Annotated in this window: 13 protein-coding genes; 3 read left to right on the top strand and 10 right to left on the bottom strand. The window is 46.5% G+C overall.

Going from position 1 to position 15,025, the window contains the following annotated elements:
* Positions 1-86: 86 nt before the first annotated feature.
* From yihA to H615_RS0111225, 5 genes are all read right to left on the bottom strand, one after another.
* Positions 87-674, bottom strand: coding sequence for a ribosome biogenesis GTP-binding protein YihA/YsxC (gene yihA, locus H615_RS0111245; protein WP_027955238.1), 588 nt, complete (start codon positions 672-674; stop codon positions 87-89).
* Positions 664-2,994: an endopeptidase La gene (gene lon / locus H615_RS0111240; RefSeq protein WP_027955237.1), complete on the bottom strand. Its 2,331-nt coding sequence runs from the start codon at positions 2,992-2,994 to the stop codon at positions 664-666. Before lon ends, yihA begins: the two co-directional genes overlap by 11 nt.
* A 258-nt stretch (positions 2,995-3,252) precedes the next feature.
* Entirely contained in the window at positions 3,253-4,530 is a 1,278-nt protein-coding gene (gene clpX / locus H615_RS0111235) for an ATP-dependent protease ATP-binding subunit ClpX (RefSeq protein ID WP_027955236.1), read from the bottom strand.
* A gap of 324 nt (positions 4,531-4,854) precedes the next feature.
* Positions 4,855-6,141, bottom strand: a complete 1,287-nt coding sequence (tig, locus tag H615_RS0111230; RefSeq protein WP_027955235.1) for a trigger factor — start codon at positions 6,139-6,141, stop codon at positions 4,855-4,857.
* Between the two features lie 150 nt (positions 6,142-6,291).
* Positions 6,292-7,272: a tetratricopeptide repeat protein gene (locus H615_RS0111225; RefSeq protein WP_027955234.1), complete on the bottom strand. Its 981-nt coding sequence runs from the start codon at positions 7,270-7,272 to the stop codon at positions 6,292-6,294.
* 342 nt (positions 7,273-7,614) lie between these two features.
* On the opposite strand from H615_RS0111225, the gene sda reads away from it, so the two are divergent.
* Positions 7,615-7,764: a sporulation histidine kinase inhibitor Sda gene (gene sda, locus H615_RS22810; RefSeq protein ID WP_277988129.1), complete on the top strand. Its 150-nt coding sequence runs from the start codon at positions 7,615-7,617 to the stop codon at positions 7,762-7,764.
* Positions 7,765-7,809: 45 nt separating this feature from the next.
* Here sda and H615_RS22560 read toward each other — a convergent pair whose 3' ends face one another.
* Both H615_RS22560 and H615_RS22335 read right to left on the bottom strand, forming a co-directional pair.
* Positions 7,810-7,968 (bottom strand): hypothetical protein, encoded by a 159-nt coding sequence (locus H615_RS22560; protein ID WP_169516198.1) that lies wholly within the window; start codon positions 7,966-7,968, stop codon positions 7,810-7,812.
* Between the two features lie 93 nt (positions 7,969-8,061).
* Positions 8,062-8,226, bottom strand: a complete 165-nt coding sequence (locus H615_RS22335; RefSeq protein WP_156896479.1) for a hypothetical protein — start codon at positions 8,224-8,226, stop codon at positions 8,062-8,064.
* Positions 8,227-8,358: 132 nt separating this feature from the next.
* On the opposite strand from H615_RS22335, the gene H615_RS0111205 reads away from it, so the two are divergent.
* Positions 8,359-8,751 carry a thiol-disulfide oxidoreductase DCC family protein gene (locus tag H615_RS0111205; RefSeq protein ID WP_027955233.1) on the top strand — a complete coding sequence of 131 codons (393 nt, stop codon included), beginning with the start codon at positions 8,359-8,361 and terminating at the stop codon, positions 8,749-8,751.
* Between the two features lie 12 nt (positions 8,752-8,763).
* Positions 8,764-9,654 (top strand): YitT family protein, encoded by an 891-nt coding sequence (locus H615_RS0111200; RefSeq protein ID WP_027955232.1) that lies wholly within the window; start codon positions 8,764-8,766, stop codon positions 9,652-9,654.
* A 142-nt stretch (positions 9,655-9,796) separates the two neighbouring features.
* On the opposite strand, the gene H615_RS0111195 is transcribed toward H615_RS0111200, so the two are convergent.
* The 3 genes from H615_RS0111195 to H615_RS21270 form a co-directional block, all read right to left on the bottom strand.
* Entirely contained in the window at positions 9,797-11,425 is a 1,629-nt protein-coding gene (locus tag H615_RS0111195) for a class I adenylate-forming enzyme family protein (protein WP_051254687.1), read from the bottom strand.
* An 11-nt stretch (positions 11,426-11,436) separates the two neighbouring features.
* Complete coding sequence (locus H615_RS0111190; protein WP_027955230.1) at positions 11,437-12,921, bottom strand: acyl-CoA carboxylase subunit beta; 1,485 nt, start codon at positions 12,919-12,921, stop codon at positions 11,437-11,439.
* A gap of 378 nt (positions 12,922-13,299) precedes the next feature.
* Positions 13,300-15,015 carry a ribulokinase gene (locus H615_RS21270; protein WP_035531999.1) on the bottom strand — a complete coding sequence of 572 codons (1,716 nt, stop codon included), beginning with the start codon at positions 15,013-15,015 and terminating at the stop codon, positions 13,300-13,302.
* Between the last annotated feature and the right edge of the window lie 10 nt (positions 15,016-15,025).

Raw genomic sequence — 15,025 nt, 5'->3', positions numbered from 1 at the left:
TATGCCTTATAAATACTCTATATTCCTCCTCTTTAATAGAAAAATACATAAAAAAACCGCTCTCCCATAGGGAGAACGGTCTGATTTTATACCTGCAGATGAGAGAGCATCGCTTTCCAGGCTTTATCTTTTCCTTCACCTGTTTCGGATGAAAATGGAATAAGGGTATCCTCTTCTTCCATTTCCAGCACCTCCTGAATCATTTTCAGCTGCTTATGGCGCTGCCCTTTTTTAATTTTATCCAGCTTTGTTGCAATGACCATCACCGGCACGTCAAAATGCTTCAAATAGTCATACATCGCCTGGTCATCCTCGGAAGGCTTATGACGGACGTCAATGATAAGCGCTGTCGCTTTCAGCTGTTCACGCTCGGCAAAATATTCCTCCATCATTTCTCCCCATTTGGCCCGTTCCTTTTTGGAAACTTTCGCATACCCATAGCCGGGCACATCAACGAAATGGAATTTATCATTAATGATATAAAAATTAAGCGTCTGCGTTTTTCCCGGCTTGGAAGATGTCCGGGCCAGGTTCTTTCGTTGAATCATCTTGTTAATAAACGATGACTTACCGACGTTGGACCGCCCGGCAAGGGCGATCTCCGGAATCGGTTGGTTGGGATACTGTTTCCTGCTCGCCGCACTAATGACGATATCTGCGGTATTAACCTTCATGTGCACCCTCCGCCAATGCCTGATCCAATACTTCATCCAAGTGTTTCACAGGGACGAAGGTCAAGCCTTCTTTAATACTGTCTGGAATATCTTCCAGGTCTTTCTTATTTTCATCAGGAATAATGATTTTCGTCAAGCCCGCCCGGTGCGCACTCAAGGATTTCTCCTTCAAGCCGCCGATCGGAAGCACACGGCCGCGGAGTGTGATTTCACCAGTCATCCCGACTTCCTTGCGGACAGGACGTCCGGTAAGAGCGGAAACAAGAGCGGTGGCCATCGTGATACCCGCTGAAGGCCCGTCTTTCGGTGTCGCTCCTTCAGGCACGTGAATGTGGATGTCATTCTTCTCCACAAATTCCGGATCAATATCAAGCTCAGCCGCGCGTGAACGGATATAGCTGAATGCAGCCTGAGCGGATTCTTTCATGACATCTCCCAGTTTACCCGTCAACGTCAAGTTGCCTTTTCCTGGATAGATGGACACTTCAATAGAAAGTGTATCCCCGCCCGCTGTCGTATAGGCAAGACCGGTGGCTGCACCAATTTGATCTTCAAGCTCTGCCCGTCCATAACGGAATTTTGGACGGCCGAGAAGTTCCTCAAGCATTTTTTCGGTGACGACGACGCGCTGCTTGTCACCGGCTACGATAATTTTAGCCGCTTTCCGGCACAATCCGGCCAGTTCTCTTTCCAATCCCCGGACACCCGCTTCACGGGTATAGCGGCGGATCAGTTTGAGAAGGGCTTCTTCTCTCACCTGCAGCTGGCTTTTCTTCAGTCCGTTTTCCTTAATCTGTTTGGGAAGCAGATGCTCTTTGGCAATCTGCTGTTTCTCCACTTCTGTATAACCGGCGATCGTAATCATTTCCATCCGGTCGCGCAACGGTCCGGGGATGTTGGCTACGTTGTTCGCCGTAGCTATGAACATAACTTTCGATAAGTCATAGTTTTCTTCAATGAAATGATCACTGAATGTCCCGTTCTGCTCTGGATCGAGCACTTCAAGCATCGCAGAAGAAGGATCCCCCCGAAAATCGCTTGCCATTTTGTCGATTTCATCCAGAAGGAAAACAGGGTTGACGGTTTCCGCCCGCTTCATTCCCTGAATGATCCGACCCGGCATCGCTCCGATATAGGTCCGGCGGTGACCACGGATTTCAGCTTCGTCCCTCACACCACCAAGAGATACTCGGACGAATTTACGATTGATGGAACGTGCGATAGACTTGGCCAGAGATGTTTTCCCAACCCCTGGAGGTCCGGCAAGGCATAAAATCGGCCCTTTAATCGTCTGGGTGAGCTTCTGGACAGCCAGATACTCCAGTACCCGTTCCTTCACTTTCTCAAGTCCGTAGTGATCTTCATCCAAAATACCTTCCGCACGGTTTACATCCAGGTTGTCTTCCGTTTCCTCAGACCAAGGCAGAGAAACGAGCCATTCGATGTAGTTGCGGATGACAGAGCTTTCTGCAGAACTCTGAGGCACCTTCTCATAACGGCCAAGCTCTTTAAGAGCAACCTGTTCCACCCGTTCCGGCATGGAAGCCTTGTCGATTTTCTCTTTCAGCTGAGCGACTTCTCCAGTTTTCCCGTCTTTATCACCGAGTTCATTCTGGATCGCTTTCATCTGTTCGCGGAGATAGTATTCCTTCTGCGTTTTCTCCATCGATTTTTTCACCTGACGACCGATCTTCTGTTCGATCTGCAGCACTTCTCGTTCATTGCCGATCAGTTCAATCAGCTTATTCAAGCGCTCTTTCACATTACGGGTTTCCAACACATCCTGCTTGTCCTTCAATTTAATCGGCAGGTGGGAGGAGACGATATCAGCCAGGTGGCTTGGATCATCCGTGTCCGCTACAGTGTTGTACGTTTCCTGTGTGACTTTTTTCGAAACTTTCACAAACTTCTCGAATTGTTCGAGCAGCATGCGCATCAATGCTTCTTCTTCGTTTTTATCTTCATGTTCATCTTCAATGATTTTAATAGAGGCCCGGTAAAAGTCGCCATCCTCACTGAATTCATCCATACCTGCCCGGTGCAGCCCCTCGACGAGCACACGGTTGGTTCCGTTCGGAAGCTTCACCATCTGCTTGACGCGGGCTACAGTCCCTACGGAATAAAGGTCTTCATACGCTGGTTCATCAATGTTCACTTCTTTTTGAGAAACAAGAAAAATTTCATTATCATCCATCATGGACTGCTCCAGGGCCTGGACAGATTTCTCCCGGCCGACATCCAGGTGTAACACCATGGACGGGTAGACAAGCAGTCCTCTGAGAGGAAGTAGAGGTATATTGTTTCTTTGTTTGTCTGTCATCTATTTGCACCTCCGATAAATGCGGATACGTAGTTTAATCATATAGAAATGTAAGTGGAAAGTAAACGAAACGATACCAGATGGTGCCAACACGCATAGCCCCGGCCTCGAGTCAGGCAGGGGAGCTTTCCTTATGGTATCCCTATTATAAGCAGAAACCACGGTTTCATGCTTGGGTCGAGCCTGCAAAGCCCCTATAAAAAAGCCGTGCTACAGTTATTCGTAGCACGGCTTTTTCAAGGGGAACCCCCTCAGGCGTTACGCACTTTCTTTCGGTGACTGTTTGTTGTCATCCTCTACGGTTCCATCTGTAAGCACAAGCTTTGGACGGCCGTTTTCCGCTTTGACTGTATCTTTCGTGATAATACACTTCTCAATATCATCGCGGGAAGGAAGTTCATACATCACATCAAGCATGATGCCTTCGATAATGGAGCGGAGGCCGCGTGCCCCTGTCTTCCGTTCAATGGCAAGACGGGAAATTTCACGAAGCGCTTCCTCTTCCATTTCCAGCTCAACATGGTCGATTTGAAGCAGCTTCTGATACTGTTTGACAAGAGCGTTTTTCGGTTTTGTAAGAATTTCAACCAACGCTTCCTCATCCAACTGCTCAAGACTGCCGATAACCGGCAGACGTCCGATGAATTCCGGAATAAGACCGTAGCTTAGAAGGTCTTCAGGCAGCACTTTCGTCAGAAGGTCCTTTTTCTCTGCTTCGTCCGTCACCTGCTCGGAGCCGAATCCGATCACTTTTCTGCCCAGGCGGCGTTTGATAATCTGGTCGATCCCATCGAAGGCCCCACCCACGATAAACAGGACATTCGTCGTGTCAATCTGGATGAATTCTTGATGAGGATGCTTCCGTCCACCTTGTGGAGGAACACTCGCCTGCGTTCCTTCAAGGATCTTAAGAAGCGCCTGCTGAACACCTTCACCGGACACATCACGTGTAATGGAAGGGTTTTCGGATTTACGTGCTACTTTATCGATTTCATCAATATAGATGATTCCTTTTTCTGCTTTCTCTACATCATAATCAGCAGCCTGGATCAGTTTAAGAAGAATGTTCTCCACATCTTCACCGACATAACCGGCTTCTGTAAGAGACGTGGCATCTGCAATAGCGAACGGAACATTCAAGATACGTGCAAGGGTCTGGGCAAGCAGTGTTTTACCGCTTCCGGTAGGTCCAAGCATCAGAATGTTACTCTTCGCAAGCTCCACCTCATCATTTTTCACTCCGGCGTTAATACGCTTGTAGTGGTTGTAAACAGCGACGGAGAGGTTCTTTTTCGCCTGATCCTGTCCGATGACATAATCATTCAGAATGTCACGGATTTCCTGAGGTTTCGGAACTTCCTTGAACTCCACCTCTTCTTCGTTGCCAAGCTCCTCTTCCACGATTTCTGTGCACAATTCAATGCATTCATCACATATATATACGCCAGGTCCTGCAACGAGTTTTCGGACTTGTTCCTGACTCTTTCCGCAGAAAGAACATTTCAATTGTCCTTTTTCATCGTTAAATTTAAACATACGTTTCACCCCTTAATAAAATGACGCAATCGTTGCGACTGAAGTTACTGATACGACGCCAACGTTTCGCTTCTTTTGCCCATCATACCAAATAAACTCCAAACACAAAAGCAATACCTTTTAGAGGTGTGCCGTCAATTCCTGCGACACCCTCATTATGTAGATATAAAACGCATAAGTCAAACCTTTGAGCATCTTAAATAGTATATGTAAAAACGCTTGGAAGTATCATTATTTTCCCCACAAACCACCCCGCCTAAACGGTGTTTCCGAAGAAAATATATGAGAAGACAAGGTACCCGGGCACCTTGTCTTCCACCAGTATTATTCAGCTTTGCTGTTTTCGACAAGAACGTCGATGGCTTTGCGGACTTTCAGATCTTCTTTGATCATGTCCGTGTTACCGCCAAGCATCTGCGTCAGCTGAGCAACATCTGTCTGGTACATGCCAGCCATGTTTTCTAGTTCAGCATTGACATCTTCGTCGGTTACGCCGACATTTTCCGCCTCGGAAATAGCTTCAAGAGTCAAGTTCGTTTTCACACGCTTCGAAGCATCTTCTTTCATCTGCTCGCGAAGGGCGTCTTCGTCCTGACCAGTGAACTGGAAGTACATGTCTTTCGTCATGCCCTGCATCTGAAGACGCTGTTCGAATTCCTGAACCATACGGTCAAGCTCTGTGTCGACCATGGCATCCGGAATTTCAACCTCTGCATTGTCAGAAGCTTTGTTTACAAGAGTTTCACGCTTCTGGTTGTCTGCATCGGTTTTCTTCTGGTCTTCCAGACGCGTGCGTGTTTTCGTTTTAAGTTCTTCCAGGGATTCGACTTCTTCGTCGACATCTTTCGCGAATTCATCATCAAGTTCTGGAAGCTCTTTGCCTTTGATTTCGTGAACTTTCACATTGAAAGTAGCTGCTTTACCAGCAAGCTCTTCTGCGTGATATTCTTCAGGGAATGTGACTTCCACTTCTGTTTCTTCGCCGGCCTGCTTACCAACAAGCTGCTCTTCGAAACCAGGGATGAAAGAACCGGAACCTACTTCAAGAGAGTAGTTATCCGCCTGGCCGCCTTCGAAGGCTTCCCCATCAACGAAACCTTCGAAGTCCATAACGACTGTATCGCCGTTCTCAATGGAACCTTCTTCTTTAACAACAAGCTCAGCCTGACGCTCCTGCATCTGCTTCAGTTCGCTGTCTACATCTTCGTCTGTAACTTCTGTACTTTCTTCTTCAAAAGTAAGACCTTTGTATTCGCCAAGTTTCACTTCAGGCTTCACCGTTACTTCAGCAGTGAAAATCAAGTCCTGGCCTTTTTCGATCTGCTTCACGTCAACTTCGGGACGGTCAACCGGCTCGATGCCCGCTTCGTCCACTGCGTTAGAGTAAGCTTCCGGAAGGATGATATCAAGAGCATCCTGATACAGAGATTCTACTCCGAAACGCTGTTCGAATAATTTACGAGGTACCTTCCCTTTACGGAATCCAGGTACCTGTACCTGTTTAACTACTTTTTTAAAGGCAGAATCAAGCGCTTTGTCGAACTCGCCTGCAGGTACTTCAACTGTTAATGTACCTACATTGCCTTCTTGCTTTTCCCATTTTGCTGACATAAAAAATTCCCTCCAACATCTATTCACATTTTCGTCCGGAGACGATGGTTTACTGATTCTATGACTCTGATTACATACGAATCTCTTTTGCAACCATTACATTATAACATAATCCCCGCTGCTTTCAAGGCGTGACCCTCATTGGTTTTTCTAGGAACCGGTCACGAAAACATAATGCTGCTCACACAGTTCAATTTCTGATTTATACCGGTCCACTTCTTCTAAATGGGGATCCGGTTTATATGGAAGCTGCAGGTATTCATGTCCGAGCTGTTTCAGCGCCTCGACGAGCAGCGGCACTTCCTCTTCATCAGGGAACAGCGGGTAACGAACATAACAGTAGTGAAACAGCAGGTTATTCACCATCTCGTACATGGTCGGGTTTTTCTGTTCCACCTGGCCGAGCCTCATCTGGATCTGCTTCATAATGTAATCATGCTGAAGCATCGATAAATGGCCGGGGACAATAGTCATCTCGACCCCGAATTTAGTCAGGGCCACTTCTCTATCCACACGTCCATCTCTAAACCATTCCAAAATCGAGGATTTTACCATGGGGTGTACGACTGGTTCCTGAAGGTAGACGATAAACTCCTCCAGATAATCATGGGGGTCCTGTTTCTTTAGTTGATCGAGGGTCTGCCACTGCTTATGTATGTGATCTGATTCCAAGGCTTCCTTGAAGGCGAGAGACAATTCCTTCCCCTGCTCCCTGCGGCTGTCTTCCAAAAGCTTTCTGCTCACTTCATACATCTGCCACAGCTGTGTACGGCTCTGATGGGGGATGTCCTCGGATTCAAAAACTTCATCGAGCAGGTCAATAATATCGCTGTAACGGCTGCTTTGGAAAAGGATCGTAATATAGATATGTAAGTAATGGTAATACTGGTCGATCGTTTCCTTCATCTGCTCCTGACACAATTCCTCAGCCTGATCAAAATGACCGAGCTCAATCCAGCTCATCAGGAGCCCTGTAATGACATCATGGCCGGCCTGATTATACTCAACAAGTGGTTCGAAGGCTTCAGCCGCTTCCTTGTAGCGCTTTTCCTTCAAAGCCTCCAGTCCCGACTGCTCCAGTCTCGATTTCCATCCAGGAAACATCACAAGGTTTCCTCTTTTATTCTCCATAAGACACCCTTCCCTAAAAAACGTCCTTATTTCCTTATTCTATCCTATCGCTGCTCCGTTCAAACCATCGTTCCTCAGCTTATTACGCTATACTAAAGCAAATACAAAAGAAATACAATTGAAATCCAGTGTCCCCTCCCCACTTTCCGCTATTCCTGTTGTTTAGACACGAACAAACAGGAATGTACACGTCCGCATCAATCGTATAGAAGAATAATTTCTTAATCCTCAATCAATTGTGCAAAACAGGTCTTTCTACTCATGATGAAACAGATTTTTTTGCTAGAATAAGTAAATGTCAATAAAATAATAACGAATCATACGCTAAGGAGTTGTATCGTTTTGTCACTGCTTGATGATCAAACCTTGCTGGAAACCTATCTGGAGTCTGTAAAGCTTCAGCTGGACGACGAATTTGTTCACTTAGTCACGCAAGAAATTGATAAACGATCCATCCAACTACCAACCGAGAATTCCACACATCTTATATAAATGGACGTGGAAAAAGGCATGCAGTCATCTGCATGCCTTTTTCATTTACTGATTAGAGGCTGTTCCTTGTTTCCCGGACATCTTCGCTAAACTCGGGATGACATTCTGCAATTGTCCGGCCTGACCAGTCATCATGCTGTATGTGGCCGCACCGATACCGACCGAAGCGATAACCGGCAGCCACTGCACATTTTTCTTTTCCATCCTGATCACTCCTCAAATCGGTTGGCTTAAAGCCTCTCTTATTGTCTGCACCCACCCTCCGACTATGACCGGCAATCTTTTGCGTTTCTGCCTTTAAATCCCTCGCATGAGTCTTCGTATAAGAAACACCGGCCATAGAACAATCCATCCAAGCAGATAAAACATATATACCGCCTGCTCCTGTTTGTCCTTCAGCACCGGTTCTTTTTTAAAAAAGCAGAAAAACACGCCGATGAACAGATATGTGAAAAGCAGCACATCCACCACTCCTTCCCTTCATAGCGTATGAGAAAAAGAGACGCTGTGACGCTTTTCCAAAGCAGACGTTTTCTTGAAATTCCTTAGAGGATCCCTGCATAAAATGGTATAATCATACATGAGGTGATACGTATGAGTGCCATCATATTATTCGACGGGGACTGCCATTTCTGCGACAAAAGTGTCCAGTTTATCATTCAAAGAGATCCACGCAGCCGGTTTCAATTTGCATCGCTTCAAAGTGACAAGGGACGAGAACTGCTTTTGCAGTATAACATTCCTGACGACACCGACAGTCTTGTGTTAATCCAGAACGGAAAAGCCCGTCTGGAATTCACCGCCGCTTTAACGATCAGCCGGCAGTTGAAAGGATTCTGGAAGCTTGCGTACTTTTTGATTCTGATCCCAAGACCGCTGCGCAACGCTTTTTACCGGTGGTTTGCATCCAATCGTTACAAATGGTTCGGAAAAAAAGACGTTACTTGTCCTATACCATCGCCGGATGTTCGTAAACGATTTTTATAAAAATTGATATAAATGGAGGGACCTGCCATCAGCGGTCAACAAGTCCAGCATCTGAAAATTACGTCCAAGGAGTTTACAAAACGCGCGGTTTTCATCACGCTCGGTGCCATCATTATGGCGGTAGGACTGGAAATTTTCCTCGTTCCTAATCAGGTCATTGATGGTGGAATCGTCGGAATCTCCATTATCCTGTCGCATTTGACGGAATGGAAACTCGGGCTGTTCATCTTCCTATTGAATATCCCATTTTTCTTTCTTGGATATAACTTGATTGGAAAAACATTTGCCTGGTCAACGGTGTACGGCATTGCCATCCTTTCAACGGCCACAACTGTACTTCATCCGGTCCCCGCCTTTACCGATGATATTCTGCTTGCGACATTATTCGGGGGATTTATCCTCGGGATCGGTGTAGGAATGGTCATCCGCTACGGAGGATGTCTTGACGGGACAGAAATCTCTGCAATTCTGATCAGCAGCAAAATCCCCTTTTCTGTCGGGGAAATCATTATGTTCATCAACCTGTTCATCCTTGGAAGCGCGGGCTTCGTCTTCGGATGGGACCGGGCAATGTATTCCCTGCTCGCCTATTTTGTTGCTTATAAAATGATCGACATTACGATTAAAGGACTGGATGAATCAAAGGCTGTACATATCATCAGCGATGAATACGAGAGCATCAGTGAAGCCATCATCCAGCGCCTCGGCCGCGGCGTCACCTTTTTGAAAGGAGAAGGAGCCTTCTCCAATGACGAGAAAAAAGTGATCTTCTGCGTCATCAACCGGTTGGAGGAAGCGAAGCTGAAAGCGCTCGTCCAAGAGCACGATGAACAAGCCTTCATGGCGATCGGAGATATCGCCGAAGTGCGGGGCGGCCGTTTTAAGAAAAAAGAAATTCACTAAAAAGAGGCGCTTTTCACTGCGCCTCTTTTCTATGGATGTCTCTTTCGTATGGATGGTTACGTGCCGCTCATCCGTAGATGTCTGTTGCGGGCACGGCCTCACTCGGAACGAGCGCTTTTCCTCACCCCTGTGTACTTCTTTTTCAGTCTCGGGATTCTTCTTTCAGCACGCGCCTTAGGATTTTACCCGCGCCGGTCTGAGGGAGGGATGTGCGGAATTCGACAAACGCCGGAACTTTATAACGGGCCATATGGGCTTTTGCCCATTGGATCAATGCTTCTTTCTCCAGTGCTGCTTCCTCTTTTAGAACAATGAACGCTTTGACGACCTCCCCCTTTGATTCATCCGGCACACCGATGACAGCCGCCTGGGAGATGGCAGGATGTTCCTTCAGTAATGCTTCGACATCTTCAGGGAAAATGCTGAATCCTGACGATTTGATCATTTCCTTCAGACGCCCCTGGAAATATAAATAGCCGTCTTCGTCGAAATAACCGATATCACCCGTATGCATCCATCCGTCCACCAGCACTTCCGCTGTCGCATCAGGCCTCCCCCAGTAGCCTTTGAAAACACCGGGACTTTTCACAGCGATTTCCCCTGACTCACCGAGGGGCAGCTGTTCTTTTGTTAATGGATCGCGGACAGCCAGTAATGACCCAGGAACAGGAAGGCCGACAGATCCGAATTTCACACCCTCACCGGGCATATAGGTGTCCACGGTATGCGTCTCGCTCAGACCGTAAGCCGCTTCATACAACGAACTGTCCGGCGCAAAAGAGCGCCAGCGTTCTGCCAGATCTTCTGTCACAGGCATACCGAAGCTCGTACACAAATTGAGCCTCAGAGCATCCGCTTTTTCCCCGTCCGCCACGGATAACACAGCCTCATTCATCGGGGCGATGCTGTACCACACCGACACATCGTAAGCAGTCAGTGCTTTGACCACCTGCCGGGGATCAAACCTTGCAAACAACACACAGGGGGAACCGGTAAATGCTGGGATGTTCACGCCCATCACCATTCCCGCGATATGACAGAGCGGCATCACCGCAAGCCACGTCTCTTCCTCTTCCACCCCATTCGCTTCCACAGCCGCTGCCGTTTTGTAAAGCGCATTCTCATATGTGAGCATCGCCGCTTTCGGTCTTCCGGTCGTTCCTGATGTGAAAGCAAGCAGTGCCGTATCATTCAAATCGACATTTTCAGACGCTTTTTGTGGTTCCGATTCGTTTACAGCATCGCTCCAGTGGGTTTCCTTATTCTCTAGTTTCAAATCCGGAACCCTCAAGTCACCCGGCACTTCCCATTCGGTATGCTCAGGGATATAATCTTCGTAAGAAACGACAAGAACCGCATGAAGATCGCTGTCTGTTTTTCTCACCTCACTTAACAGTTCCCCGCCGGTAAATAGTCCTTTCATGCCGACTTCCTTCATTAAATAGGTTAACTCGCTCGCTTTGTACATCGGGTTCAACGGACAGACAATCCCACCAATTGACTGGATGGCATAGTGGGCAATGATATACTGCGGGCTGTTCTGCATATAAAGCCCGACCCGATCCCCTTTTTCAAAGCCCTTCTGTGACAAAAATCCAGCCATCTTTTCAATATCATTCAAAAGCTCCGCCCACGTCAGTGTGGATCCATAATAAAAGTAAGCCGCCTCATGCGGGCGCTCCTCTGCGTGGTGCTGGACGTATACGAGAAGCGGGTGTTTTCCAAGAGGGTACATGTTCTCTATTTGATGCCGTTTCATTTCGCTTTTCATTCGAATCCTCCTTATGTGGACATCGGCCAGTCTGCCAGCCGTCTTTCACTTTTATCCGACGCCGTTCGTAAAAACCGAAGCAGAAAATCCCGGGTCTGTTCCGGCTCGATGATTTCCTGAATCAAGAACTTACCCGCGGCTTTCGCTGGTGAGCTGTCGAAGCTCCACTGTTCCAAATAAGCCGCACGGGCTTCAGAAGGATTGTCCGCCTGCTTGATCTGCCTTCCATAAACAACATTCACACCGACGTCGGGGCCGGTAAAGTTAATTTCAGCCTCCGGCCAGGCAGCCACCAGGTCCGCCCCCATGCCTGGACCACCCATGTTTCCATAAGCCGCTCCAATGCTTTTGCGAATGACGATGGAGTACTTGGGAACAGTGGATTTAGCAAGCGCCGTATTCCAATTCATAATCTTTGAAGGCATTTTCCGCTTTTCTGCCTGACTGCTGATCCTGAACCCGGGAGTATCGTGAAGAAAAATCAATGGAATATGATAGGAATCACAGAGGCAGATGAAATCCACCGCCTTATCACACTCCTCCGGCCCTGGAGCTCCCGCCATATGAAGCGGCTGACTCGCCACCACTCCTGTTACTCGCCCGTCCATACGCGCAAGACCTGTCAGGATTGCTTTTCCGTAAAAAGGTCGGTAAGCCATAAAGGATTCCGGATCGACAATCTCACGAATGAGTTTATTCATGTCATACGGACGTCTCATGTTCGAAGGAACAACAGCCGTTGCGTTTTCCCCTGAAGATGAGGGCGAAGGCACAGATACTTTAAAAGGAGGCGTGTCTTCATATGAAGAAGGCAGATAGCTGAAAAACCGCTTCATAGCCGTTATCGCTTCTTCCTCTGTGTCAGCGACGTGATCAATCTGTCCTGTATATGCCGCATGCATGTCAGCCCCCCCAAGTTCTTCGGCTGTAATCTCTTCTCCACTCGCCATCTCCAACATCCTCGGCCCGGCTACGGCCATTCCCGTTCCGCGCACCTGTGTGACAAAATCCGATGTCACGGCCATCCACGTCGGACCGCCGAAGCTGTCCCCAAGAATGGCGGTAAGGATCGGTGTTTCTCTGGAGTGATCCAGCAGACAGTTCGGAAAAAGCTTGTCACTGATTCCGTCTGAACCCATCCCGTCCGGCATCCGCAGCCCTCCGCCTTCACATAAATTAAAAAGCGGCAGCTTCCTCTTTTTCGCGTACTGATGAAAATACTCACTTTTACGGAGATGAACCTCCCCTTCCGTTCCAGATAACACACTCACATCCATCGCCTGAACGACCGCTTCCCGGCCATCGACACGGATCAAACCGCCGATCAGCCCATCGGCAGGCGTCCGTTCTTCCATTCCCGGGACAGATGAATGGGCAGATTTTCCGAGTTCAAGAAAGGTTCCGTAATCAGCAAGCAGGTGAATTCTTTCATGAGCAGTAAGCTTGATAGCCTTTTGTTCTGTAGAGGAATCGGTTTGTTTTTCGTTTGTTTTCATAAGAGCCTCCTTTAGATACTGACCGGTTGGTATGTAGTGGTCAAAAAAAATACAGGGTTTATATTTGTAAGTATAGGTTAATTAGTCTGAAAATTCAATTCTTTATGGTGCGCATCCACCATTACTATTAAAGTATATATAGGACCTTTATTTTACTCTTAATTAAGTAAAGTACAACTACAAGTTTATATTGCCCTTAAATTACAGTCATTTTCAAAACTATATAAAACACATCGATCTATCGTTGAATCTAAAATAGGGCAATAATATGATACTGCCCCATTAAGCTTAATTAGTATTAAGGATGTTACAAATAACTGGTAACCAAAGTTAGAGTATAACTGCTTTTTGGTATATATTAAAAAACCTTCACTAACCTTACAGAGATAAGAATTCAGCTGAACTTCCCACCTTATGATTAAGGTTTGTGTTTGAGCGAATCTCTTTCAAACGTTTCATGACATCATTTTCTCCTCTGCCAAAATAATCATGCAATTTACTATATTCTCGATAAAGTTCATCGTATATCTCTACATGATGAGGAATCGGTTTTATTTTGTCCTCTTTTAACCTGGCCATATACTGAGCCGCTTCCACGATATTATCGTAACCGCCTTCGTCCGACCCAGCCGCTACAGCACCAAACATAGCTGCACCCAAGGCAGGGGTTTGAATAGAGTCTGCAATGGTAATCGTTCGATTCGTTACATCTGCGTAGATTTGAAGAAGAAGTTTGTTTTTTTGCGGCAAGCCACCACACACATATAGCTCATCTACCTGTACACCATTTTCATGAAATGAATCAATTATTTTTCGAGTACCAAAAGCAGTAGCTTCAATTAAAGTACGATAAACTTCCTCTGGCTTGGTTTGTAAAGTAGCCCCTACTAATAGACCACTCAATTCCGCATCCACTAATACGGAGCGATTACCGTTCCACCAATCCAATGCAATCAATCCGGTTTCACCTGGTTGGTATTTGCTGGCTTGAGTTTCTAACCACTGATGAGTATTCATCTTATCTTGCTCTGCCTTTTCCTTTATATAAGAAGGAACGGCTTCATTCACATACCAGCCGAATATATCACCAACCGCTGATTGTCCAGCTTCATATCCATAGTAACCTGGGATGATACCATCTTCGACAACGCCGCACATTCCTTCAATCTCTACTTCTTCCGTTCCAAGTATCATATGGCAAGTCGACGTCCCCATCGCCATCACCATTTTACCAGGTGTCACTACTCCCATTCCGGGAACAGATGCGTGAGCATCAACATTTCCAACAGCTACTGAAATCCCCGGGGACAGACCCATGAGGGAGGCCATTTCTTCGGTCAGTTCTCCTGCCTTTGTACCAAGTGGAACCACTTCTCCACGTAATTTAGTTTCCGTCAAATTCTCCATCCGTGGATCCAATGCTTTGAAAAATTCTTTGCTTGGATAACCTTCTTGTTTATGCCAGATTGCTTTATAGCCAGCAGTACAACTATTCTTTATTAGATTATTCGTCAACTTGGATACTACCCAGTCCGTAGCTTCCATGAATTGATCGGTGGCTTCATAAACATCAGGAGCTTCATTAAGTATTTCCCAAATTTTCGCAATCATCCACTCGGAGGATATCTTTCCTCCATATCTAGATAAAAACTTTTCACCACGGCTTGCAGCGATTTCGTTGATTTTATTAGCCTCATCTTGAGCTGCATGATGTTTCCAAAGCTTCACCCAACTATGTGGGTCATGAGTGAATTTTTCTTTAAAAGACAACGGCTCACCAACTTCATCAATCGGTAATATCGTACAGGAGGTAAAATCTATACCTATTCCGATAATAGAAGTTGGATCCACATTCGCTTTTTTAATCACGGCGGGTACAGAGGATTTTAAAACTTCCATATAATCTCCTGGATGTTGAAGGGCCCACTCAAAATCTAATTTAATATTAGATTGTGGTAATGTATCATCTATCACTCCGTGTGGATAGGAAGTAACATCTTCTGCAATTTCTTCCCCTGTTGATAATGAAACGATTACAGCCCTTCCTGACTCTGTTCCAAAGTCTATACCAATGGTGTATTTTCCATTTTTCAATGTTCTTCCT

The organism is Halobacillus kuroshimensis DSM 18393 (genome assembly GCF_000425705.1).
In the GTDB taxonomy this organism is placed as follows: Bacteria; Bacillota; Bacilli; order Bacillales; family Halobacillaceae; genus Halobacillus; species Halobacillus kuroshimensis.
This window is presented reverse-complemented; position numbering and strand designations above follow the sequence as displayed.